Below are 22,279 nucleotides of genomic sequence, written 5' to 3'. Positions count from 1 at the left end.
GGTAGTCAGCTACGAGGGGGTGTGTCGGCGTAGGAAGTCCGATACCGGGCGAAAGTGACGGCGAAGGTGGCCAGTAGCCAGACCCCGAGAATTCCCATCACGACAAACCCGTACATTGCCGAGTAGCGCAGCTCGGGTGCACTGAGGAACACCGCATGTGCGAGGGCAGAACCGAGCCACGTCCACAGAAACAGCCCGTAGGGAACGGCGTCGGAGTGCGTCGGCTCTTCGTATCGACTCGCGATCACTTCCATGATCGTTGCCATGATCAGACCGACCACGATCCACCCCGCGTAGTTGGTCAGGGGAATGTGAGCGATGCCGGCAAGTCCGGCGTCGTCGACGCACCACGTCCACTGATGATCGGCCACCATCTGCGGATCGAGATACAGATCCCAGCCGAGCAACCCCGTGACCGTGAGCACGACGCGGCCGACTCGTCGCGAGGCCGGTGTGAATCGTCGAACCAGGCGAGTGGCCACACACCAGATCGGATAGAAGCCGGCAGTCCACGCGAACGGCACGATCAGCGGGACACCGGACAATGCCGGCCCGAGCCGATCGACGCTGTACTCGTAACAGCCGTACGGCATTCCGGTGGCCGTGCCCACAATCTCCGACGCCAGCCCGACTCCCGCGGTGACCGCGATCAGGGTGACGGTCCAGGCCGCGCCACGGTTGATCGCCGCGTGGCTGATCGACGCGGCGGCAAGTAACCCCACCACAGCGACGGTGACGGCATCGCGAGCGCTGCCGTCCACCAACGGATACACAATCTGAGCGCCGAGCGCCGCCAACGCAAGAATCAGCGGAACACGTTGAGGTCTCACTTCTTTCGACGTATCCGACTGATGATCGAATTTCCGCGGCGGTCGGAGAGCGCGATACGCGCCGCGCTCCGACCGCTCGCTCCGGACACGCCACCGCCGGGGTGCGTCGACGCGCCAGTGAGGTACAGGCTCTCCGCGCCGGGCACGCGGTGCACCGACAACTCGGGCAGAGGGCGCCACATCATCATCTGATCCAGGGACATCTCGACGTGCATGACGTTGCCGCCGATCAATCCCATCTCGGACTCGATGTCGCGCGGAGTCTGGATGTGCCGGTGACGGATGCTGTCCGTGAATCCGGGGGCCGACGCCTCCATTTCGGCGACAACGCGATCGGCTTCGGACTCCGCGAGCGACGCCCAGTCTCGATCTGCACTCAACCGATACGGCTGCCACTGCGACCACAACGTCACTTGATGCTCGTTCGGGGGAGCGATGCTCGGATCGATCCCACTGAAACTCATACCGAGAACCGCGGGGCGCGGGGGAAGTTCGCCGCCGAGCGCTGCGCCGTGAGCTGTTCGTAGGTGCGCGCGATCGGACACCAGTAGTTGCAGGCCTGATGTGCTCTCGGCCATCGACGCCGACGGGTATCGCGGAAGCGACGACGTAGCCAATCGCAGGACCATGCCGATACCCGGACCGACGCGGATTCTCCGGCGCCACCGATCCAGGACGGCTGCGTCGAAGCCTCCGTTGCCGAGTAAATCCAGCGTTGTCAGGATGTGACAGCCGGCGATGACGGTGCGAGCCTGAACCCGTTGTCCACCGGCCGTTCTCACCGTCCAGTGATCGCCGTCGCGAGTCAGCGACGTCACCGCGTCGCCGAGGCTGACCCTCGCTCCGTCCGTTGTCAGCCTCGAGATGAGCGCGGCGCTGAGTGCGCCACTGCCACCGACGGCGCGTCCCGGCGGAAGAATGTGCATGAGCGCGGCAAATCCGACCATCGGCGCGGTACCCGGCTCCGACATCGGCGGTCCCGATTGCGCTCCGAACCATGCCAGCGCGGCTTTGAGCGGTTCGCTGTCGAAGTATTCGTCCAGGAGCGCGTCGCCGGTTGCGAGGAACTGTCGCGCGAGATCGTTACCGCCGCTCCCGGTGTCGAGGCCCCAGAACGACGACAGCAGATTGGGTCCGGTGGGCGGGGCGGAGAACGCGCGCATCACCCGAGCGCTGCGTTCCGACCAGATGTTCACGAACCTGCGGTAGGCGTCGGCATCACGTGCGCCACAGGCGTGTTCGATCGATCGGCAGGTGGCGTCGAGGTCGCGGTGAAAAACGATTCCCGGGCGATCGGAACCGGCCGGCGGTGGCGCGTACGCCCAGGGATCGCAATCGATGTACCGAAGTCCGTGGGCCGCGAGCCCGAGCTCTTCGATGATTCCGGTATGTCGAATCATGATGTGCGCCGACGAACCACGGTCGACTTTGTGTCCAGGGAATCGCTCGACGGTCGAGACGGCACCGCCGGGGACGGTGTCCTTCTCGAGGACCTGCACCGACCAGCCTTCGCGGGCGAGGTAGGCCGCTGAAACCAATGCGTTGTGTCCTGCGCCGACTACCACTGCGTCGAGAACGGGTGTCATAACGGCAATCCCCGGCCGAGTACCGCAAATGGTCTGTTGTCTCCCGCGAAGCGGAATCGCCTGAGTACGTCCTGGAACCCCAGTCGTCGGTACAGCCGCCACGCGCGGTTGTCCTCGTCGTACACCTCGGGTGTGGACAGGAGGACGGAGCGCTCCGTCCGGTCACGCAAGAGGTGTCGAAGCAGGGATTCGCCCAGTCGATGCCCCTGGCCGTTGGGATGGACGTGCAACTCGGTCAGTTCGAAGTAGTCGTCGAGAATGGCGGAGATCTCGGAGTGCGGTCTGCCGCTGCGGCGTAGCCCGTGCAGTACCTGCTGGTGCCACCACTGATCCGAACTTCCGCGATAGCCGTAGGCGATTCCGATCAGGGGCGAAGCGGCGTCCGCCTGTCCGGCGTATGCGCCGACGGCTTTCCATCCCGGCCTGGTCGAATGCTCCGTCCACATGGGCGCGCGGTGGAACTCGGTGCCACGTGGATAGTCCATCGCGGTGACATACACGGACAGCGCCTCGTGTAGTCGTTTCGCGAATTCCTCGCGGTCGAGGTCGACCGTGTGCGGAGTCCAGGCGATCTGCGGGTCGACCGGTCTCACCTCTTCTCTTGACTACTTGTCGGTGGGTGCAGTTATATTGAATAGGTCGAACGGATGTTCGATAAGGGTGATCTGGAAATGACACCCGAGGTGGGGATGCCCGAAGGGAAGCGGGCATCCCCACCGCACCAGATTTCGATCCTTGTGAATGCAATCCCCTTTGGCGCGGGAGGTGCCCCGGATGTCCGATCGAGCGAAGTCCGAAAGAACACCGAAGTCCGACAGGATGCTGCCGGCGGAACTGGCGTGCCCCTCGCGGTCGGCGCTGTCGCGGCTCCCGGAATCAGCGAAAATGCCGGAGCGAGTAGTGCGATCGTCTACCGCTGCGTGTGCCGGATCTGGGTCAGCGGGCGGACTCGCCTGGAATCTGTTGGGGAAAGCCGATTCCTTGTTGGCGGAGTCGGTCGGAGCCGGCGATGCGTCGGAACGCTTTCGGTGCGCTTATCTGGCAGCGTTGCGCGGGGCCGGCGCAGTTCTGGCAGTGGGAGCGACGGGAAGTAGCCGCCGTAAGAAGAGCGGGAACGCTTGGATCCGTTTGGATGCGGACGCACCCACATTCGGAGCCTGGTCGAGTTACTTTGCCGGCTGGTCGAATACCCGGGCAGCGGTCGAAACCGGCATGCAGGTGGATATCAGCGATGCTGATGCCGATGGATTTTCCGTCGAGGTGGGCAGATTTCTGACCGCGGTCGAAGATTTTGTCGGCCAGGCTCGTCGAATCGATCTGAGAGCTTCCTGAATTTTTTGGTGTCGCGGATGACCGATTTCACTGAAATTGCAGGTCCTTACAGCCTGATGGGAGCTGATTTACGGTTCGACCGGGCAAATACGTACGCTTGTGGCAGAACTCGTACCCAGAGTGGTGGTCCGCGACCTAAACTCCTCGTAGTATAAAAAGCAGGTAGTCGTTCAGGTTGACTACCCGCCGCCTCACACCGTGGGGTGGTTGCCTAACTTCCAGTGCCGGGGGAGGTACCGTGCCACTCTCCGAGCACGAGCAGCGCATGCTCGATCAGATCGAGAGCGCTCTCTATGCCGAAGACCCCAAGTTCGCCTCCAATGTGAGGGGCGGCCGTATGAGGGCGCCGTCGAGTAGACGGCGTTTTCAAGCTGCGGCGCTCTTTGTTGTGGGCTTGATCCTGTTGATTGCAGGCCTTCAAGTCCTGAAACTGGGCTCGTTTCCGATTCTCAGCTTGGTCGGGTTCCTGTGTATGTTCGGCGCCGGCGTCATGCTCTTGTGGGGCGGCGGTCGACGGACAGGGACACCAACTGCGGATGGTGCCCAGGGCGGTGAACACCAGTCCGGGCCTCCGGGCGCGGGTGGGTCGAGCGGCCGAGGGCATTCACGCGGTCGGCGGTCAGGTGGAGGATTCTCTTCCCGTATGGAAGATCGTTTCCGTCGCCGGTTCGAGCAGGACTAGCTCTGTCGCAAGTCGATGACCTCGTCTGCCTAGGCCGGCGAGTGAGTCATGGTGGTCAATTTCACCTGATGTGATTCCGCCTGCGGGGGATAGGTCGTGCGCCCTCGCAAGCCACACAATTTAGAAAAACATGACGGTCGGCAACCACAGGTTGCCGGCCGTCTGTCGCGTAAGAGGGGGACGATGGTCCTCCCCACTTTCCTCCCCTGCTATAGGCCGTTCTGGCATCGCGATGGGCGCGGTAGGGCCGAGGCAGTTGAATCCTTTCGTTGAACTGGACTTATAGGTCGAATGTGGGTGTGTGTGGCGCGGAACGGACCTTGTCGGCCATGTGTGTGGGGACACCCCTGATGAAAATTCCCCATCTTTCCCCACCTGCTTTGAGCTGCTAATACTCAGCAAATCAGCCCGGTTAGTGCCCGATAGCTCCTTGTGTGTGGGGGAAAGTGGGGTACTGTGGGTGCGGGCGGAGAGCTTGAAGCCGTATTTCGCCCAATTGGGAGGGTTTCGGCAAAAGCTCGCAGGAGGTGTCGAGTGTTTCTCGGAACCTTCACGCCGAAGCTCGACGATAAAGGCCGGCTCACCTTGCCGGCCAAGTTCCGAGAAGAGTTGTCAGGAGGGTTGATGATCACCAAGAGTCAGGATCACAGCCTTGCTGTCTACCCACGGGACGAGTTCGTCAAGCTGGCTCGTAAAGCAGCGGCAGCTCCACGTAATGATCCGGCCGCACGAGCGTATGTTCGCGCTCTGGCAGCCGGCACGGATGAACAGCACGCCGATGCCCAGGGGCGTATCACCCTCTCGGCTGATCATCGGCGTTACGCAAACCTTTCCAAGGAATGCGTAGTGACCGGGTCTGTCGACTACCTCGAAATCTGGGATCTCGAAGCCTGGGAGAGGTATCTCGGAGACAACGAAGAGGACTATTCCCAAGCAATTGGCGAATCTCTCAGCGAGATCGTCTAGGCGGATAGTTTGTGGCGAATGCCACGAGGCCTCTGCCCGGAAAGACCCTGACGCACTTCCCCAGCGCCAGGTTCTCCTTCGGGCAGGGACCTCGGAGCATTCGCCCGTTCGAACAGTCATTCTTCATCGGAATCATGAAAGTAGGAGCCGGAGCACACATGGTTGATCGCGAGGTGAACGAACCCTCGGACACCGACGGCTTCGCGCACGTTCCTGTTCTTCTGCATCGCGCAGATGATCTCCTCGGTCCCGCTATCACCGCGGTCGGCGACGGCGGCGCCGGCGCTGTCATGATCGACGCGACACTCGGGCTTGGTGGGCATTCCGAGTTCTTCCTCGGGAAGTACCCGGGACTGCACCTCATCGGTCTCGACCGCGACACCAATGCGCTCGAGATCGCGTCGGAGCGTCTTGCTCCGTTCGCTGATCGAACCACGTTCGTGCACACCACCTATGACGGCATCGAAGATGCCCTCGAGCAGGCGGGCCTGCCGACGACGGAGTCGGTTCACGCCATTCTCTTCGACCTCGGGGTTTCGTCCATGCAGTTGGACGAAGCCGATCGTGGTTTTGCGTATTCGATCGATGCGCCGTTGGACATGCGGATGGATCAGACCGTCGGGCTTACCGCCGCCGAGGTTCTCAATACCTACAGTCACGGCGATCTCGCTCGAATCCTGAGCACGTACGGCGAAGAGCGTTTTGCGGGAAAGATTGCGTCCGAGATACTTCGGCAGCGTGAGAAGGAGCCGTTCACCACCAGCGCCGCTCTGGTCGAACTGTTGTATCGGACCATTCCCGCGGCCACCCGTCGCACTGGTGGGCATCCGGCCAAGCGCACGTTCCAGGCTCTGCGGATCGAGGTCAACGCCGAATTGGATTCCTTGCGTGCCGCGGTGCCCGCTGGATTGGACGCCCTCGCAGTTGGCGGCCGCGTCGTCTTCATGTCGTACCAATCGCTCGAGGATCGAGTTGTCAAGGCGGAGTTGGTCCCTCGCTCCAAGTCGACCAGTCCCGAGGGGCTTCCGGTCGAGCTACCCGGCATGGGGCCGGAGTTCAAGATCCTCACCCGTGGCGCGGAGCGAGCTTCGGAGCAGGAAATCGAGGAGAACCCACGAGCAGCTCCGGTGCGCTTGCGTGCCGCTGAACGCATTGCCAGGAGGCGGGCATGACGAAGCAGAGCACCACGGTGGACGAATCCTCGGCCAAGCGCCGTTCCGGTGCAGCGCAGCGTGCCTACGAAAAGCGCACTGCCAGGGCGCTCGGGCACGGTTCGACGGTTTCCGGTGCCACAGCTCTCTCCCGTAGCGGCGAGTTCAAGGCACGAATTCCGTTTGTAGTCTCCATCATCGGGTTGTTCTCGATCGGTTTGGCCGTGACGTTGCTCCTTACGACCCGGTCTGCCGAGGACTCCTATCAACTCAGCGATGCCCGCGCTTTCAATCAGTCCCTGGTGGAGCAGAAGGCTGCCCTGGAGCGAGATTTCCAGTCGCGTAATTCCGCACCCGAGCTTGCCAATCAGGCGAGTGCGCTCGGCATGGTGCCGGCGAAGGATCCGGCTCGCCTTGTAGTGCACCCGGACGGCAGTGTCGAGGTCGTCGGTACACCCGCGCCTGCGAGTGCCGAACCGCTGCCGCCGCTCGACGCACCGGTCGTGGTGTCGCCGCCCAGGGTGGCAACTACCACGCCTACGGCGCCCCCGGTTGCCGGGACTACAACGCCGGCCCCGCTCAACCCGCAAAACCTCGCTCGGAGTGAGCAATTGATCCCCGTCACGTCCGCTCCGCCGTCCCCGACCACGACGGTGGTGCCGTCCCCGACTGAGGACCGTCGGTGAATCGCGATCCGCACTACGACGCGCGGCGCCGAGATCCCCAGTACGACGCGCCTCGGCGAGATCCGCGTCGTAAACCTGCCGCGCCGACAGGAAAGAAGAGTCCTCGCGGATCGAAGTCCGCGACCTTCCCGTTTCGACAGCGTGTAGGTCGGTGGACGATGTGTGGGGCGCTTGCTGTCGCGGCGCTGCAGTTGTTGTGGATTCAAGGCGTTGATGCTCCGAGCCTGGCTGCGGAGTCGGCTAATCAGCGCACGACTACTCAGATCGATCCGGCGGTTCGAGGATCGATCACGGACCGGAACGGCACCACGCTCGCATTCACGATGGAAGCGAAGGCGCTGACATTCCAGCCGAAAGCCGTTCGCAAAGAACTGGAAGAAGCCCGGACCAAGAGCATCGAAGCGGGGGTGGAACCAGATCAGCAGCCACCCGAGGTGTCGACGCGCCTCGCCGAGATCGCGGCCGGCGTCCACGCCAAGCTGGGTGATGCAGCCCCGGAAAAAGACATTCTTGCGAAGTTGAACAGCGAGGAGACGTTTGTCTACCTGGCGCGGAGCGTCGATCCGGCCGTGGCAGCTGAGATTTCGGACAGCTTCCGTGAGGTCGGCCTCGAACGGCAGGATATTCGCGAGTATCCGGGTGGGTCTCTCGCGGCCAATATGGTCGGTGCAACCGGGTGGGACGGGCACGGACTCCTCGGCCTCGAGGATTCGATGGACTCGACCCTTGCCGGTATCGACGGTTCCCAGACCTACGACCGCGGCAGCGACGGCGCGGTGATTCCGGGTAGTTGGCGCGACAAGCAGCCTGCCGTCAACGGCTCGGGAGTTCAGCTCACCATTGATTCCGATCTCCAGTTCTTCGTGCAGCAGCAGGTTCAGATCGCCAAGGACAAGTCGGGTGCGAAGAACGCATCGGTTGTCGTCCAGGACGTTGCGACCGGTCAGATTCTGGCCATGGCCAACGACAACACGTTCAACCCCGGTATCGGCCTCGAGAACAATCTGCGATCGGTCGAGACCGGCAACCTGTCGGTCACGAGCCCGTTCGAGCCCGGCTCCGTGAACAAGATCATCACTGCGGCGGCCGCCATCGAGGACGGGCTGACCACAGCGGACGAGGTTCTGCAGGTCCCGGGAAGCATCACGATGTCGGGGGCGACGGTCAAGGACGCGTGGGATCACGGCGTCGTTCCGTACACGTCTACCGGCGTGTTCGGTAAGTCGTCCAATGTCGGAACGCTGATGCTCGCGGAGCGGGTCGGCGAGGATCGCTATGCGGAGATGCTCGACAAGTTCGGTTTGGGCCAGCGCACCGAGGTCGGGCTTCCCGACGAGAGTGCGGGCATCGTGCCCAGCCGTGACCAGTGGTCTGGCGGCACGTTCGCCAACTTGCCGATCGGTCAGGGCTTGTCCATGACATTGCTGCAGATGACGGGTATGTACCAGGCGATTGCGAACGACGGTGTGCGCATTCCGCCGCGAATCGTCAAATCCACCGTGAACTCGTCGGGGGAGCAGACGGAAGCCCCGCAGCCTGAGGGCATCGAGGTGGTGAGCCCGGAAACCGCGGCGACGGTGCGGGACATGTTCCGATCGGTCACGCAGGACGACACCGGAAATCAGCGCGGCACCGGTGTGGCTGCGGGGGTCGAGGGCTATCAGGTCAGCGGCAAGACCGGCACGGCGCAGCAGATCGATCCGGCGTGCAAGTGCTATTCCAACTCCAATTACTGGATCACGTTTGCGGGCATCGCACCGGCCGACAATCCTCGGTTCGTGATCGGAATCATGCTGGATGCACCCGTCCGCGGTGTCGACGGTGGCGGCGGACAATCGGCTGCTCCGTTGTTCCACAACATTGCGTCGTGGATGCTGCAGCGTGACAGCGTGCCGATGTCGCCGGATCCGGGTCGTAAGTTGGTGCTGCAGGCGGACTGATCGAGCGGATCACGATTCACAGTTTTGTCACGGATCACGATCCACGCGGTCTTCGGGGTGTTCCTGTACGCGGTAATCTCATACGTCGCAGTTTTCGGTTGTTCGAATCTGCGACTGCCATGACCAACGACAATCGCCAGGAGTCGAGTGACAGTGCCGAATCGTTCGCAATCGTCAGAGCCGGGTGTAGTGGTGAACGCACGACCGGCGAACCCGATTGAGACGGCGATCACGGCCTTGGCGGAGTTGTCAGGAGCGCGACTCGACTGGCTGGCTGTCGAGTGGTCGGGGGCCGGGAAGGCCGCCACCGTCGTATCCGGAGTCGACCTGCGTGCGCAAGACATTGTCTCCGGCGATTTGTTCGCCGCACTACCGGGTGCCCGTGCGCACGGCGCGCAGTTCGCCGGCGACGCCCTGGCCAGCGGAGCTGCCGCGATCTTGACCGACGACGACGGATTGGCGCTGTTGCGTGAGTCGCACCCGAGCGTCGACCGCCCGGTCATGGTTCTCGTTCACCCGAAGCCTCGGGACGTCCTCGGTGAGATCTCGGCTGAGATTTACGGCCGACCCTCGGAGAAGATGCAGGTCATCGGCATCACCGGTACGTCGGGTAAGACCACCACGTCCTATCTGCTGGAAGCGGCACTGACGGGTGCGGGACGCAACCCCGGTCTCGTTGGCACCATCGAGACCAGGATCCATGGACGGCGGGTTCCGAGCGCCCTCACCACGCCGGAGGCTCCACAGCTCCATGCCTTGTTTGCCGTGATGGCAGAGCAGGGTATCGATACCGTTGTGATGGAAGTGTCGAGTCACGCGCTCTCTCTCGGCCGCGTCGACGGCATCCGATTCGATATTGGAGCGTTTACCAATCTTTCGCAGGATCACCTGGACTTTCACCGGAATTTCGAAGAGTACTTCGCGGCGAAGGCCCGTCTGTTCGATCCGGAGTCGACGGTTCACGCCGAAAGCTCCGTCATCTGCGTCGACGACGTGTGGGGACGCCGGATGGCAGAACTGGCGTCGGCCGCAGACGTGACAACGGTGGCGACGACAGAAGCCGAGTGCGACTGGAAGGTCGGTTCGGTCGATGTCGCGGCCGACGGTTCCCAGTTGTTCGATCTTTCGGCACCGAATGGGCAGTCGTGGCCGGTGTCCTTGCGTCTGCCGGGGCGGTACAACGTGGCAAACGCGGCGCTGGCCCTGACGGTGAGTGCGCAGGCTGGTATCGATGTGGCGTCGGCGGTGGTGGCGGTGGGAACGGTCGACGTTCCAGGTCGCGTGCAGCGCATCGACCGTGGTCAAGGATTCCTCGCCGTGGTCGACTACGCGCACAAGCCCGCCGCGCTCGAGGCTGTCATCGCGACGCTGCGCAATCAGGTTTCCGGACGCGTCGGGGTCGTTGTCGGTGCAGGCGGCGACCGTGATGCGGGTAAACGTGCCCTGATGGGTGAGGCCGGCGCACGAGGCAGTGATCTTCTGATCGTCACCGACGACAACCCCCGGACCGAAGTGCCTGCCACGATTCGCGCCGCGGTGATGGCCGGGGCTCTGGCGGTGCCGGAATCGGAGCGTGGGGTTGTGCTCGAGGTGGGGGACCGAGCGGAAGCTATCGAACAAGCCGTTCGTTGGGCACAGCCCGGCGACGTAGTACTGGTGGCCGGCAAGGGTCACGAAACAGGTCAGGAAATCGACGGGGTCAAGCACCCGTTCGACGACCGCGAGGTGCTGGGAGACGCGATCGACCGGATCGCGATCGACACAGCGCATGGAGGCACGAAATGATCCCGATGACGCTCTCTCGGATTGCCGAGATCGTCGGAGGAACTCTGCACGACGTCGACGATCCGTCGGTAACAGTGACAGGGACCGTCGAATTCGATTCTCGCAGAATAGGTCCGGGTGGACTTTTCCTGGCACTGCCAGGCGCCCGCGTCGACGGTCACGAGCACGCTGAAGCTGCGGTGGCAGCCGGCGCGGTAGCTGTGCTCGCCGCGCGGCCGGTGGGAGTACCCGCCATCGTGGTGACGCCGACGCAGACGTCCGGCCCGAGTTCGGTCATGGCACTCGAGCACGACTCGGACGGTTCCGGTGCGGCGGTATTGAACGCGTTGGGCTTGTTGGCCCGTGCGGTGGTCGACACGTTGTCGGCGAAGAACGGTCTCACCGTTGTGGGGATCACCGGATCGGCTGGCAAGACGTCCACCAAGGATCTTGTTGCTGCTGTTCTGCGTGGTTCCGGCGAGGTTGTCGCTCCGCCCGGTTCGTTCAACAACGAACTTGGTCACCCGTGGACCGCGCTTCGCGCTGACGAGCACACCAAATTCCTGGTGCTGGAAATGTCGGCCCGCGGCCTCGGTCACATTGCGGAGTTGGCGAAGATCGCTCCGCCCAAGATCGGTGTCGTCTTGAATGTGGGCACGGCGCACCTCGGTGAGTTCGGTTCCCGTGAGGCGATTGCGGCCACCAAAGGTGAACTGGTCGAAGCACTTCCGTCGGCGGCAGAGGGCGGCGTCGCCATCCTCAACGCCGATGATCGCATGGTCGCGGCCATGGCGTCGCGGACGGCAGCGCGGGTGGTTCTGGTCGGACAGTCCGAAGGTGCACACGTGCGCGCCACGGATGTGACTGTCGACGATCAGGCCCGGGCGAGTTTCACACTGAACTCGGAGAAGGGTTCTGCGCGAATCCGTCTCGCGGTTCACGGTGAACATCAGGTCGGCAACGCGCTTGCCGCTGCGGCAGTTGCGCTCGAGAACGGGGTGAGCGTCGCCGAGATCGCCCGCATCCTCGAAGACACGAGGGCCGCGTCGGCTCGGCGTATGGACGTGAGCGAACGAAGCGACGGCGTCACCGTGATCAACGACAGTTACAACGCCAATCCGGATTCGATGCGCGCAGCGCTCAAGGCATTGGTGTCGATGGCCAGATCGGACCGTCATTTCGGCCGGCGCAGTTGGGCTGTGCTCGGTGAGATGGCGGAACTCGGCCCCGAATCGGTAGTCGAGCACGACGCGATCGGCCGACTGGCCGTGCGACTCGACGTCACGAAGCTCATTGTCGTCGGCACCGGTCGCCCGGCCCGCGCGATGCACCAAGGCGCAGTGATGGAGGGCTCGTGGGGAGACGAGTCGATGGTTGTCCCGGATGCCGCCGCGGCTCTGGAGGTTCTCGAGGCTGAACTCGAGCCAGGTGATCTGGTGCTGGTCAAGGCTTCGCAGTCGATCGGCCTCTGGACGGTCGCCGAGGCGGTCCTGGCGCAGAAGCAGGTGTCGGAGTGATCCAGATTCTGCTGGCCGCCGGCATCGCGCTTGCGGTCTCGATCATGCTCACCCCGATCTTGATCAAGGCGTTTGCAAAACAAGGATTCGGCCAGGAGATTCGGACCGAGGGCCCGGCCAGTCATCAGGCGAAGCGCGGCACACCCACGATGGGTGGCGTCGCTATTCTTGCGGGAATCTGGGCGGGTTACTTCGGAACTCACCTCATCGGAATGGGTATCGACGGGGCGGAGGGTCCGACTGCATCCGGGTTGCTGGTTCTCGGGCTGACGACAGCACTCGGCGGCGTCGGCTTCCTCGACGACTTCATCAAGATCCGCAAGCAGCGCAACCTCGGGCTGAACAAGACGGCCAAGCTGGTCGGACAGTTTGTCGCGGCCGTGATCTTCGGAATCCTCGCGCTGCAGTTCCGCGGCGCCGACGGACTCACTCCGGGCAGCGTCCACCTGTCCTACGTGCGTGACATCGCCACGGTCTCGCTCGGCTCGGTTGTCTTCATCGCGTTCTGCTACTTGCTGGTCAGTGCGTGGTCGAACGCCGTCAACCTCACCGACGGCCTCGACGGACTTGCCGCCGGCGCCATGAGCTTCGTTCTCGGGGCCTACGTCATCATCACGTTCTGGCAGTTCCGGAACTCGTGCGAGACCAGTCCGGTCAAGGGCTGCTACGACGTCCGTGACCCGCTCGATCTGGCTTTGATCTGCGCGGCCGGTGCCGGTGCGTGTATCGGATTCCTGTGGTGGAACGCCGCTCCGGCAAAGATCTTCATGGGTGATACCGGTTCGCTTGCCCTCGGCGGCATGCTTGCCGGACTCTCGATCACCACCAACACCGAACTTCTGATGGTTGTCATCGGCGCTCTGTTCGTCGCTGAGGCTGCGTCGGTGGTGATCCAGGTAGCAGTGTTCAAGTCCAGCCGTCGACGGGTATTCCGGATGGCACCGTTCCACCATCACTTCGAACTTGCCGGGTGGGCGGAAACCACGGTCATCATCAGGTTCTGGCTGCTCGCCGCGATTGCGTCGGCGATCGGTCTTGCACTCTTCTACAGCGAATTCCTCGCAGCTATCGGAGGCTGACCGTGACCGCAGCTGGAGCAAACGACCTGAGTTGGCTACGCGGACAACGTGTTCTGGTCGCTGGTGGCCGAGTATCCGGCCAGGCCACCATCGAACCGCTGGTTGCGCTGGGTGCTTCGGTGACGGTCGCAGACTCCACCCTGGATTTTGCCGATCGTTGCGCCGAGCTCGGTGCAGACACCACGGTCACGACCAGTTCGATCGAGGAAGATCGTGAATCGATCACCCGGTTCGCGCTGGTAGTCACGAGCCCCGGGTTCCGGCCGGACGCCCCGATTCTGGCTGCTGCCGCCGGACATGGCATTCCTATCTGGGGTGACGTCGAACTCTCGTGGCGTGTCGATCACAGTGGTCTTTTCGGCCCGCCGCGAAAGTGGCTGGTGGTCACCGGTACCAACGGCAAGACGACCACCACATCGATGCTTGCGTCCATCCTGGAGGCTGCGGGTCTCGCCGGGCGGGCGTGCGGCAATATCGGGCTTCCAGTGCTGGCGGCTCTGGCGGACACCTCCCCGCGGGTCGAGTACCTGGCTGTCGAGTTGTCGTCCTTCCAGTTGCACTGGGCGCCGTCGGTTCGCCCGGACGCCGGGGTTGTCCTCAATGTGGCCGAAGATCACCTCGACTGGCACGGCGGGATGGCTGCGTACGCAGAAGCCAAGGCCCGGGCTCTGAGTGGCAAGGTCGCTGTCGTCGGACTCGACGACGCGATTGCCGCGAAACTCGGTAATGGTGCCGTGGCCGACATCGTGGTGGGATTTCGGTTAGGCGCTCCGGCCCGCGGTGAGCTGGGGGTGGCGGCAGGACATCTGGTCGACAACGCCTTTGGCGACGGCGTGCAGTTGGCCGAGGCCGCAGACATCGATCCGCCTGGTCCTGCCGGCGTCATGGATGCGCTTGCCGCAGCGGCACTCGCACGGGCTGTGGGAATCGACGCCGACGCTGTGCGGGCCGGATTGACGGCCCACAAGGTTGGACCGCACCGCGGCGCAGTCGTCGGCGATGTCGGGTCGGTGCGCTACGTCGACGATTCGAAGGCAACCAATCCGCATGCTGCCCGCCCGTCGATCCTGGCCCACGATCGAGTCGTGTGGGTTGCGGGTGGTCTGCTCAAAGGGGCCAGTGTCGACGGGTTGGTGACCGAGGTCCGCAGCCGACTTGCCGGTGTGGTGCTCCTCGGACGAGATGCCGGCGACATCGAGCAGGCACTGACGCGACACGCGCCCGAGGTCCCCGTCGTCCGTGTGGTGACGGGGGACGATGCAGAGGTGAGTGAAAATCACAGCTCGTCGACGCAGGTGATTCGGCTGCCGTCCGGAACGGATGCCGATGCCGTGATGACCGCGGTGGTGAGAGAAGCCGCCATCATGGCATCGCCGGGTAGTGCGGTGGTTCTTGCTCCCGCGGCGGCGTCGTTGGACATGTTCGACAGTTACGGGCATCGCGGGGACAGTTTTGCCGCCGCGGTCGGTGCGTTGTCGGATCCGCCGGGAAGCGCGAACAAGGCTGGGATCGCGGAATGACCAAGGGTCCCAAGACCCGAATCGGTGCCTGGCTGGCGCGGCCGTTGGCGTCATTTCACCTGGTGGTAACCGTCGCAGTGATGCTGACGGTCTTGGGACTGGTCATGGTTCTCTCGGCGTCGAGCGTCGAGGCTTATGCCGCGAACAAGTCGGCGTACTCGATGTTCTTGAAGCAGGCGATGTTCGCCGCCTTGGGTTTTGTGTTGTTCTACGTCGCGTTGCGATTGCCGATTCGTTCCATGCGGGCGATGTCGTTCCCGGTGTTCGTGACCACCGTCGTGCTCCTTGTCCTTGTTCTCGTTCCGGGAATCGGGACCGAGTCGCAGGGCACCCGCGGGTGGTTTGTCGTCGGTCCACTGTCGGTGCAGCCGTCGGAGTTGGCAAAAATCGCGTTCGCGATCTGGGGCGCACATGTGTTGGCGTCGCGTCGCGGTGAGATCACCACCATCAAGGAACTCCTCGTACCGCTGGTTCCGGCAGCGCTGGTGGTTTTCGTGTTGATCATCCTGCAGCCCGACCTCGGTACAACCGTGTCGCTCATCATCATTCTTTTTGCGCTGCTCTGGTACGGCGGATTGCCCGTCAAACTGTTCCTCGCGATTCTCGGAACCGGCGTGGTGTCGGTGGCAATTCTGGCGCTGACCGCGGGTTACCGCTCCGACCGAGTACGCGCGTTCTTCGATTCGGATGCAGATCCGCAAGGCTCCGGGTACCAAGCCCGTCAGGCGATGTACTCGCTGGCCGACGGCGGGATATTCGGACGTGGACTCGGCCAGAGTGTGGCCAAGTGGAATTACCTGCCCAACTCGCACAACGATTTCATCTTCGCGATCATCGGTGAGGAACTCGGATTTGTCGGTGGCGCTGCCGTCATCGGCCTGTTTGCTCTGTTCGTCTACACCGGTCTGCGGATTGCGGCGCGGTCCTCGGATCCGTTCCTGCGAATCCTGACCGCGACGGTGACGACATGGATCACCGGGCAGGCGTTCATCAATATCGGTTACGTCGTGGGGCTTCTGCCCGTCACGGGTCTGCAATTGCCGTTGGTGTCTGCCGGCGGAACGTCGACGGCGACCACGTTGTTCATGTTCGGCGTCGTCGCCAATGCTGCACGTCACGAACCGGAAGCGATCGCTGCCCTGCACTCCGGTCAGGACGGTAGGATTTCGAAGCTGCTGCGGCTACCGATGCCGGTGCCGTTTCATTCGGTCAGGCCGAGCCGGCCTCGCGGCAGTGCGGAATCGAACCGCCCTCGCGGCAGTGCGGAATCGAACCGCTCTCGCGGCAGTGCGGAATCGAAGCGCAGGGCCCCAGCAGGGCAGAATGGACGACGTCGGCAGGCGCCGACGCGCAAGACACACAATGCACATGAAGTTCGAGAGCGAGGAATTCGTAGGTGAGCGGCAATAATTCAGCTCTGTCGGTAGTGGTGGCAGGTGGAGGAACCGCTGGTCATATCGAGCCTGCTCTGGCAGTTGCGGACGCCGTGAAGGCGCTTGCACCCGACACCACGATCACCGCGTTGGGAACCGCCCGTGGGCTCGAGACAACGCTGGTTCCCGCCCGGGGATACACGCTCGAACTGATTCCACCGGTCCCGTTGCCGCGTAAGCCGACGATGGACCTGGTGAAACTTCCCCTGCGCATTCGAGCATCGGTGCGTAAGACACGCGAGGTGCTCGACGCGGTCGACGCCGACGTCATCGTAGGTTTTGGTGGGTATGTGGCACTTCCCGCGTATCTCGCCGCTCGCGGTGGGGTGTTGCGCCGCCGTCGCACCATTCCCATCGTCATCCACGAGGCCAACGCCAGTGCCGGTATCGCGAACAAGATCGGTGCGCGCCTGGCGACACGTGTCCTGGCTGCAGTTCCCGGGTCCGGAGTGAAGAATCGCGGCGCGAGTGATGCGGACATCGTCGGTATTCCGGTGCGGGCATCGATCGCGAATTTCGACCGCGCCGGTTTGCGGGCGCAGGCACGTGAGTATTTCGGCCTTCCGCTCGATGGTCCGGTCCTTCTCGTTTTCGGCGGTTCGCAGGGGGCGAAGTCGCTCAACGACGCGGTGTCCGGCGCTGCCCGAGAATTGGCAGACGCGGGGATTTCGGTGCTGCACGCGCACGGACCCAAGAACACGCTCGACGCCCCGCAGTTCTCGGAGGCTGCGCCGTACGTTGCCGTGCCGTATCTCTCGCGCATGGATCTTGCGTATGCCGCAGCCGATGCCGCGATCTGCCGCTCCGGCGCGATGACGGTGGCGGAGGTGTCCTCCGTCGGACTGCCGGCCGTCTACGTTCCGTTGCCACACGGAAACGGTGAGCAGGAGTTGAACGCCAAGCCCGTCGTCGCAGCGGGCGGCGCGGTGATCGTCAGTGACGCCGACCTGACTCCGGCATTTGTCGCCGACACCGTAGTGCCCCTGCTCACCGATGCGCCGCGGTTGCAGGCGATGAGCGAGGCGGCCGCCGGTGTCGGACACCGGACCGCGGCGACCGAGATCGCGCGGATCGTTCTGGACACAGCCCGGATCAGCAACACGGAAGCACGCAACAACACCGCAGTACGCAACACAAATAGGGGAAACCGATGACCGCGCTGCCCGCCCACCTCGAGCGAGTACACATGGTGGGTATAGGTGGTGCCGGCATGTCCGGCATCGCACGAATTCTGTTGTCCCGCGGCGGACTCGTATCAGGTTCCGACGCCAAGGAAAGTCGCGGTGTGTTGGCTTTGCGGGCGCGCGGAGCGCAGGTCAGGATCGGCCACGACGCCGACGCTCTTGATCTCCTTCCCGGCGGTCCCACAGTTGTCGTCACCACGCATGCCGCCATCCCCAAGGACAACCCGGAACTGGTCGAAGCAGCGCGTCGTGGGATCCCTGTGATTCTCCGGCCGGCGGTTCTCGCGTCGTTGATGGAGGGAAACCGCACGTTCCTGGTGTCGGGTACCCACGGTAAGACGTCGACCACGTCGATGTTGGTCGTTGCCCTGCAGCATTGTGGATTCGATCCGTCGTTTGCGGTGGGAGGCGAACTCAACGAGGCGGGAACCAATGCGCATCACGGCAGCGGCGACGTCTTCGTGGCGGAAGCCGACGAGAGTGACGGATCGCTGCTGCAATACGACCCCGACGTCATTGTTGTCACCAACATCGAAGCCGATCACCTGGACTACTTCGGAAGCGTCGAGAAGTACGTGCAGGTATTCGACGATTTTGTCGACAAACTGGCTCCCGGTGGCCTGCTGATCGCGTGCCTCGACGATGCGGGCTCGGCAGATCTGGCCAAGCGGATCGTTGCCGCCGGCCGCGACGATATTCGGGTCATCGGCTACGGCAGTGCCGATGCCGCGGATACGGCGTTCGAACCGGTGGACGGGGTCGAGGTGGGTGTGCGACTACTCGATTTCCGGGCACACGACGTCGGCGGCGTCCTGCAGTTCCAACTGGCCGGCGAAAAGGCCGCGCGAACGGTTCGGATGGCTGTTCCCGGCCGCCACATGGCGTTGAACGCGCTGGCCGCGCTGCTCGCTGCGCGTGATGCCGGTGCGGAGATCGACGAGATCGTCGAAGGGCTCGCCGGATTCGGGGGAGTCCATCGGCGGTTCCAGTTCACCGGTCGTGAGCGTGGTGTGCGTGTGTTCGACGACTATGCCCACCATCCCACCGAGGTGCGAGCGGTTCTCGGCGCAGCCGCGGATCTTGTTCGACCACAAGATGATTCATCGGTGGCGAACTCCGCTGCCGGCCGCGTGATCGTGGTTTTCCAGCCGCACCTGTACTCGCGCACGGCGACGTTCGCCGACGAGTTCGCGGCCGCGTTGGACCTTGCAGACGAGGTTGTTGTTCTCGACGTCTACGGTGCGCGCGAAGAACCGTTGCCTGGTGTCAGTGGGGCATTGGTTGCGCAGGCTGTCACCAAACCCGTTCACTACCAGCCTGATCTGTCGCTCGCACCGCGTCAGGTAGCTGGTCTCGCAGGTCCCGGTGACATCGTCATCACGATGGGCGCCGGCGATGTGACCATGCTGGGCAAGCAGATCCTCGACGCGTTGCGCGCAGTTCCTCATCAGGCTTCGCGCACGCAGTCGCGATGAGTTCGGATGCACGGAGCCGCCGCGGTCGTCGTGATCCGGCGGCCCGGCGTGCTGGCAGCACTCGGCGGCGGGGTACCCGCACGGAATCGCGCTACTCGACCCGCACCACGACGCCGAAGCCGCCGCCGACACCAAAATCGCCGTGGTACAAACGGCCGGTAGTGATGGTGCCGTTGACGGCGGTCGTTGTGGTGGGGCTCTTTCTGACGGCGTGGTTGTCACCTGTTCTCTCGGTCCGCGGCACCGAAGTCAGGGGTGCGACCACGGTCTCCGAGGAGCAGATCCTGGAATTGTTGGCGATCCCTGCCGGCACCCCGTTGATGCGCGTCGACGCCGGTTCGGCGGCGGCACGTGTCGCCGCAATTCCGAAGGTCGCGTCTGCGCGGGTGCAGCGGATGTATCCGTCGACAATTCGGGTGACGGTGACCGAGCGTGTTCCCATGGTGTTCGTGGATTCGCCGGAAGGTACCCATCTGCTGGACGAGAAGGGCGTCGATTTCGAGATCGGCGTTCCGCCGCCCGGCGTACCCCGACTGGTGACGGCGACACCCGGATGGAACGACCCGCCGACATTGGCCGCACTCGAGGTATTGGGGACGTTGCCGCCGGAGTTGCGGATGCAGGTGGGAGAGGTTGCTGCCCGGTCCATTTCGGATGTCTCGATGACGTTGGTAGACGGACGCGTCGTCAACTGGGGCGGTGTCGAGAAGTCGGATCGCAAAGCGGTCGTGACATTGCCGTTGTTGACGCAGCCGGGCCAGACGTACGACGTGTCGAGTCCCGACCTTCCGACGGTGCGTTAGTTCAGGCGGTGCGTTAGTTCAGAAGCAGAATGTGCGAACTCACGTCAAATACTTCCCGAAGTTTCGGCGCGCCTAATGGCGGATCGTGACGACGATGCATAGCGTTTGGTTTCAGATCGAATACTTGACATAACTCTAACCCTGTGGTTGAGGTTGAGAGTTGAGATTCACCCGCTTTACCCAGCAATAGACAACAGCGCGTAATACGACACGGAAGGCGAGAGCCGATGACGCCCCCGCACAACTACCTCGCCGTAATCAAGGTCGTCGGCATCGGCGGCGGCGGCGTGAACGCAGTCAACCGCATGATCGAACAAGGACTCAAGGGAGTCGAGTTCATCGCGGTCAACACGGACGCGCAAGCCCTCCTGATGAGCGACGCCGACGTCAAGCTTGACGTCGGTCGTGAACTGACCCGAGGCCTCGGCGCCGGTGCAGATCCCGAGGTCGGCCGCAAGGCTGCCGAGGATCACAAGGACGAAATCGAAGAGGTCATCAAGGGCGCCGACATGGTGTTCGTGACCGCAGGCGAAGGTGGTGGCACCGGAACCGGTGGCGCCCCGGTCGTCGCAAGCATCGCCCGGAAGTTGGGTGCCCTCACCGTCGGCGTCGTGACCCGACCGTTCTCCTTCGAAGGCAAGCGTCGTGGCGGCCAGGCCGATACGGGCATCCAGGCGCTGCGCGAGTCGTGTGACACGCTCATCGTCATCCCCAATGATCGACTCCTTCAACTCGGGGACGCGGCTGTCAGTTTGATGGACGCATTCCGCAGCGCTGACGAGGTTCTCCTCAACGGTGTTCAGGGCATCACCGACCTGATCACCACTCCCGGACTGATCAACGTCGACTTCGCGGACGTGAAGGGTGTCATGTCCGGTGCCGGTAGCGCACTGATGGGCATCGGTTCCTCGCGAGGCGAAGGTCGCGCGATCAAAGCCGCTGAGTCCGCTATCAACTCACCGCTTCTCGAAGCATCGATGGAAGGCGCCCGCGGCGTTCTGCTGTCGATCGCCGGTGGCAGCGATCTTGGTCTCTTCGAGATCAACGAAGCGGCATCGCTCGTGCAGGAAGCCGCGCACATCGACGCCAACATCATCTTCGGAACGGTGATCGACGATTCACTCGGCGACGAAGTTCGTGTGACGGTCATCGCTGCCGGTTTCGACGGGGGAGCGCCCGCGCGTCGCCCCGTCGAGTCCACGGCACCCGGCCGTGGAGCTATCGGAGCAGGGCGCGCCGGCGAGGTCGGACGTTCACCGGTAGCTGCGGAACCGCCTGTGGAGCAGCAGGTTCCGGTTGCGCGCGAGCCCATCGGGTCGGCATCGCTGCCGCCGATTGCTCCGCCGCGTCACGTTGCACCACAGGAAGACGACGGCGATGACGACGTCGACGTTCCCGTCTTCATGCGCCGCTGAGTAGAGCGTCGCGCAGGCTTTCGAGAGCAGGGTATCCAGTTTTTCTGGGTACCCTGTTCTTGATTGATCCCTTATCTCTGTCCGGAAGCTGCCGCGGGATCATGTCCCGTGCAGCAGTGAACATTCGACGTTTGTGAGCACAAAATTTTGAGTACCGAGAACTCGACCGCCAATTTCCGAGTCCGCCGTGTCGTGACCAGTCGCGCCGGCGGTGTTTCGGAAGCGCCGTACGACTCGTTCAATCTCGGTGATCACGTCGGCGACAACGCCGAAGCCGTCGACGCAAACCGTCGACGCCTCGCCCGTGAGATCGGCGTCGAGCCGAATCACCTTGTCTGGATGGAACAAATCCACTCCAGAAACGTCACCGTGGTCACCGAGCCGACCGACGAGGTCATCGAGGTGACCGACGCATTGGTCACCACCGTCCCCGGTTTGGCGCTCGCGACGCTCAGCGCAGACTGTGTGCCGGTTCTCCTGTCCGACGAGCAGGCCGGCGTCATTGCGGCCGTGCATGCCGGCCGGATCGGTGCGCGTATCGGTATCGTGCCGCGGGTGCTGGCCGAGATGGTTCGCCAGGGCGCCGACGTGTCTCGGATCGGAGCTTTCCTCGGTCCGGCAGCGAGTGGCCGGCAGTACGAGGTTCCTGCCGACATGCGCGCCGATGTCGAGAGGCATCTGCCTGGCAGTGCAACTCGCACTGCCAAGGGCACGCCCGGTCTGGATCTGCGAGCCGGAATCCGCAAGCAACTTCTCGATGCCGGTGTTTCGGGTGTCGCCGAGGATCCTCGTTGCACGATCGAGGACCGTGCGCTGTTCAGTCACCGCCGGGATTCCCTCACCGGGCGTCAGGCGGCAGTGATCTGGATGGATCCGATCGTCGCTGCGGAAGACAATGCGGAAGACAACTAGGCCA

The 22,279-nt window shown here is 63.4% G+C and carries 19 protein-coding genes; 16 read left to right on the top strand and 3 right to left on the bottom strand.

The features are described from left to right. Positions 1–5: 5 nt before the first annotated feature. From FFI94_RS18475 to FFI94_RS18465, 3 genes are read right to left on the bottom strand one after another with little or no spacing between them, the layout of a single operon-like run. Positions 6–830 (bottom strand): carotenoid biosynthesis protein, encoded by an 825-nt coding sequence (locus FFI94_RS18475; protein ID WP_138869109.1) that lies wholly within the window; start codon positions 828–830, stop codon positions 6–8. Continuing rightward, a complete protein-coding gene (locus FFI94_RS18470) occupies positions 827–2,416 on the bottom strand; it encodes an NAD(P)/FAD-dependent oxidoreductase (protein ID WP_138869108.1) in 1,590 nt (529 codons plus the stop codon). The genes FFI94_RS18475 and FFI94_RS18470 overlap by 4 nt, the downstream gene beginning before the upstream one ends. After that, entirely contained in the window at positions 2,413–3,009 is a 597-nt protein-coding gene (locus tag FFI94_RS18465) for an N-acetyltransferase (RefSeq protein WP_138869107.1), read from the bottom strand. The genes FFI94_RS18470 and FFI94_RS18465 overlap by 4 nt, the downstream gene beginning before the upstream one ends. A gap of 181 nt (positions 3,010–3,190) precedes the next feature. On the opposite strand from FFI94_RS18465, the gene FFI94_RS18460 reads away from it, so the two are divergent. The 16 genes from FFI94_RS18460 (at position 3,191) to pgeF (ending at position 22,275) form a co-directional block, all read left to right on the top strand. After that, the gene (locus FFI94_RS18460; RefSeq protein WP_260684196.1) at positions 3,191–3,748 is read left to right on the top strand and encodes an SAV_6107 family HEPN domain-containing protein; all 558 of its coding nucleotides are present in this window, start codon (positions 3,191–3,193) and stop codon (positions 3,746–3,748) included. Between the two features lie 238 nt (positions 3,749–3,986). Continuing rightward, a complete protein-coding gene (locus FFI94_RS18455; protein ID WP_138869106.1) occupies positions 3,987–4,430 on the top strand; it encodes a DUF3040 domain-containing protein in 444 nt (147 codons plus the stop codon). 534 nt (positions 4,431–4,964) lie between these two features. Further along, positions 4,965–5,396 carry a division/cell wall cluster transcriptional repressor MraZ gene (gene mraZ, locus FFI94_RS18450; RefSeq protein ID WP_033231007.1) on the top strand — a complete coding sequence of 144 codons (432 nt, stop codon included), beginning with the start codon at positions 4,965–4,967 and terminating at the stop codon, positions 5,394–5,396. Between the two features lie 158 nt (positions 5,397–5,554). Then, positions 5,555–6,568, top strand: a complete 1,014-nt coding sequence (gene rsmH, locus FFI94_RS18445) for a 16S rRNA (cytosine(1402)-N(4))-methyltransferase RsmH (RefSeq protein ID WP_138873271.1) — start codon at positions 5,555–5,557, stop codon at positions 6,566–6,568. Continuing rightward, positions 6,565–7,233, top strand: a complete 669-nt coding sequence (locus tag FFI94_RS18440; protein ID WP_138869105.1) for a hypothetical protein — start codon at positions 6,565–6,567, stop codon at positions 7,231–7,233. Before rsmH ends, FFI94_RS18440 begins: the two co-directional genes overlap by 4 nt. Beyond that, a complete protein-coding gene (locus FFI94_RS18435) occupies positions 7,230–9,173 on the top strand; it encodes a penicillin-binding protein 2 (RefSeq protein WP_260684195.1) in 1,944 nt (647 codons plus the stop codon). The genes FFI94_RS18440 and FFI94_RS18435 overlap by 4 nt, the downstream gene beginning before the upstream one ends. Before the next feature lie 153 nt (positions 9,174–9,326). Beyond that, a complete protein-coding gene (locus FFI94_RS18430) occupies positions 9,327–10,958 on the top strand; it encodes a UDP-N-acetylmuramoyl-L-alanyl-D-glutamate--2,6-diaminopimelate ligase (RefSeq protein ID WP_397495570.1) in 1,632 nt (543 codons plus the stop codon). Beyond that, on the top strand, positions 10,955–12,454 hold the full coding sequence (gene murF / locus FFI94_RS18425) for a UDP-N-acetylmuramoyl-tripeptide--D-alanyl-D-alanine ligase (protein WP_138869103.1): 1,500 nt from the start codon (positions 10,955–10,957) through the stop codon (positions 12,452–12,454). The genes FFI94_RS18430 and murF overlap by 4 nt, the downstream gene beginning before the upstream one ends. Next, on the top strand, positions 12,451–13,533 hold the full coding sequence (gene mraY / locus FFI94_RS18420) for a phospho-N-acetylmuramoyl-pentapeptide-transferase (protein ID WP_033231003.1): 1,083 nt from the start codon (positions 12,451–12,453) through the stop codon (positions 13,531–13,533). The genes murF and mraY overlap by 4 nt, the downstream gene beginning before the upstream one ends. Continuing rightward, a complete protein-coding gene (gene murD / locus FFI94_RS18415) occupies positions 13,530–15,053 on the top strand; it encodes a UDP-N-acetylmuramoyl-L-alanine--D-glutamate ligase (RefSeq protein ID WP_138873269.1) in 1,524 nt (507 codons plus the stop codon). Before mraY ends, murD begins: the two co-directional genes overlap by 4 nt. After that, complete coding sequence (gene ftsW / locus FFI94_RS18410; RefSeq protein WP_138869102.1) at positions 15,050–16,453, top strand: putative lipid II flippase FtsW; 1,404 nt, start codon at positions 15,050–15,052, stop codon at positions 16,451–16,453. Before murD ends, ftsW begins: the two co-directional genes overlap by 4 nt. Beyond that, positions 16,450–17,640 carry an undecaprenyldiphospho-muramoylpentapeptide beta-N-acetylglucosaminyltransferase gene (murG, locus tag FFI94_RS18405; protein WP_138869101.1) on the top strand — a complete coding sequence of 397 codons (1,191 nt, stop codon included), beginning with the start codon at positions 16,450–16,452 and terminating at the stop codon, positions 17,638–17,640. The genes ftsW and murG overlap by 4 nt, the downstream gene beginning before the upstream one ends. Further along, positions 17,637–19,145 (top strand): UDP-N-acetylmuramate--L-alanine ligase, encoded by a 1,509-nt coding sequence (gene murC / locus FFI94_RS18400; RefSeq protein WP_138869100.1) that lies wholly within the window; start codon positions 17,637–17,639, stop codon positions 19,143–19,145. The genes murG and murC overlap by 4 nt, the downstream gene beginning before the upstream one ends. After that, complete coding sequence (locus tag FFI94_RS18395; protein ID WP_138869099.1) at positions 19,142–19,948, top strand: cell division protein FtsQ/DivIB; 807 nt, start codon at positions 19,142–19,144, stop codon at positions 19,946–19,948. Before murC ends, FFI94_RS18395 begins: the two co-directional genes overlap by 4 nt. A gap of 227 nt (positions 19,949–20,175) precedes the next feature. Continuing rightward, positions 20,176–21,363 (top strand): cell division protein FtsZ, encoded by a 1,188-nt coding sequence (gene ftsZ / locus FFI94_RS18390; RefSeq protein WP_138869098.1) that lies wholly within the window; start codon positions 20,176–20,178, stop codon positions 21,361–21,363. A 144-nt stretch (positions 21,364–21,507) separates the two neighbouring features. Beyond that, positions 21,508–22,275 (top strand): peptidoglycan editing factor PgeF, encoded by a 768-nt coding sequence (pgeF, locus tag FFI94_RS18385; RefSeq protein ID WP_138869097.1) that lies wholly within the window; start codon positions 21,508–21,510, stop codon positions 22,273–22,275. Positions 22,276–22,279 lie beyond the last annotated feature (4 nt).

This window comes from Rhodococcus sp. KBS0724, from assembly GCF_005938745.2.
GTDB lineage: Bacteria > Actinomycetota > Actinomycetes > Mycobacteriales > Mycobacteriaceae > Rhodococcus_F.
The sequence above is the reverse complement of the archived record's forward strand: the minus strand, read 5'-3'. Positions and strand labels throughout refer to the sequence as shown.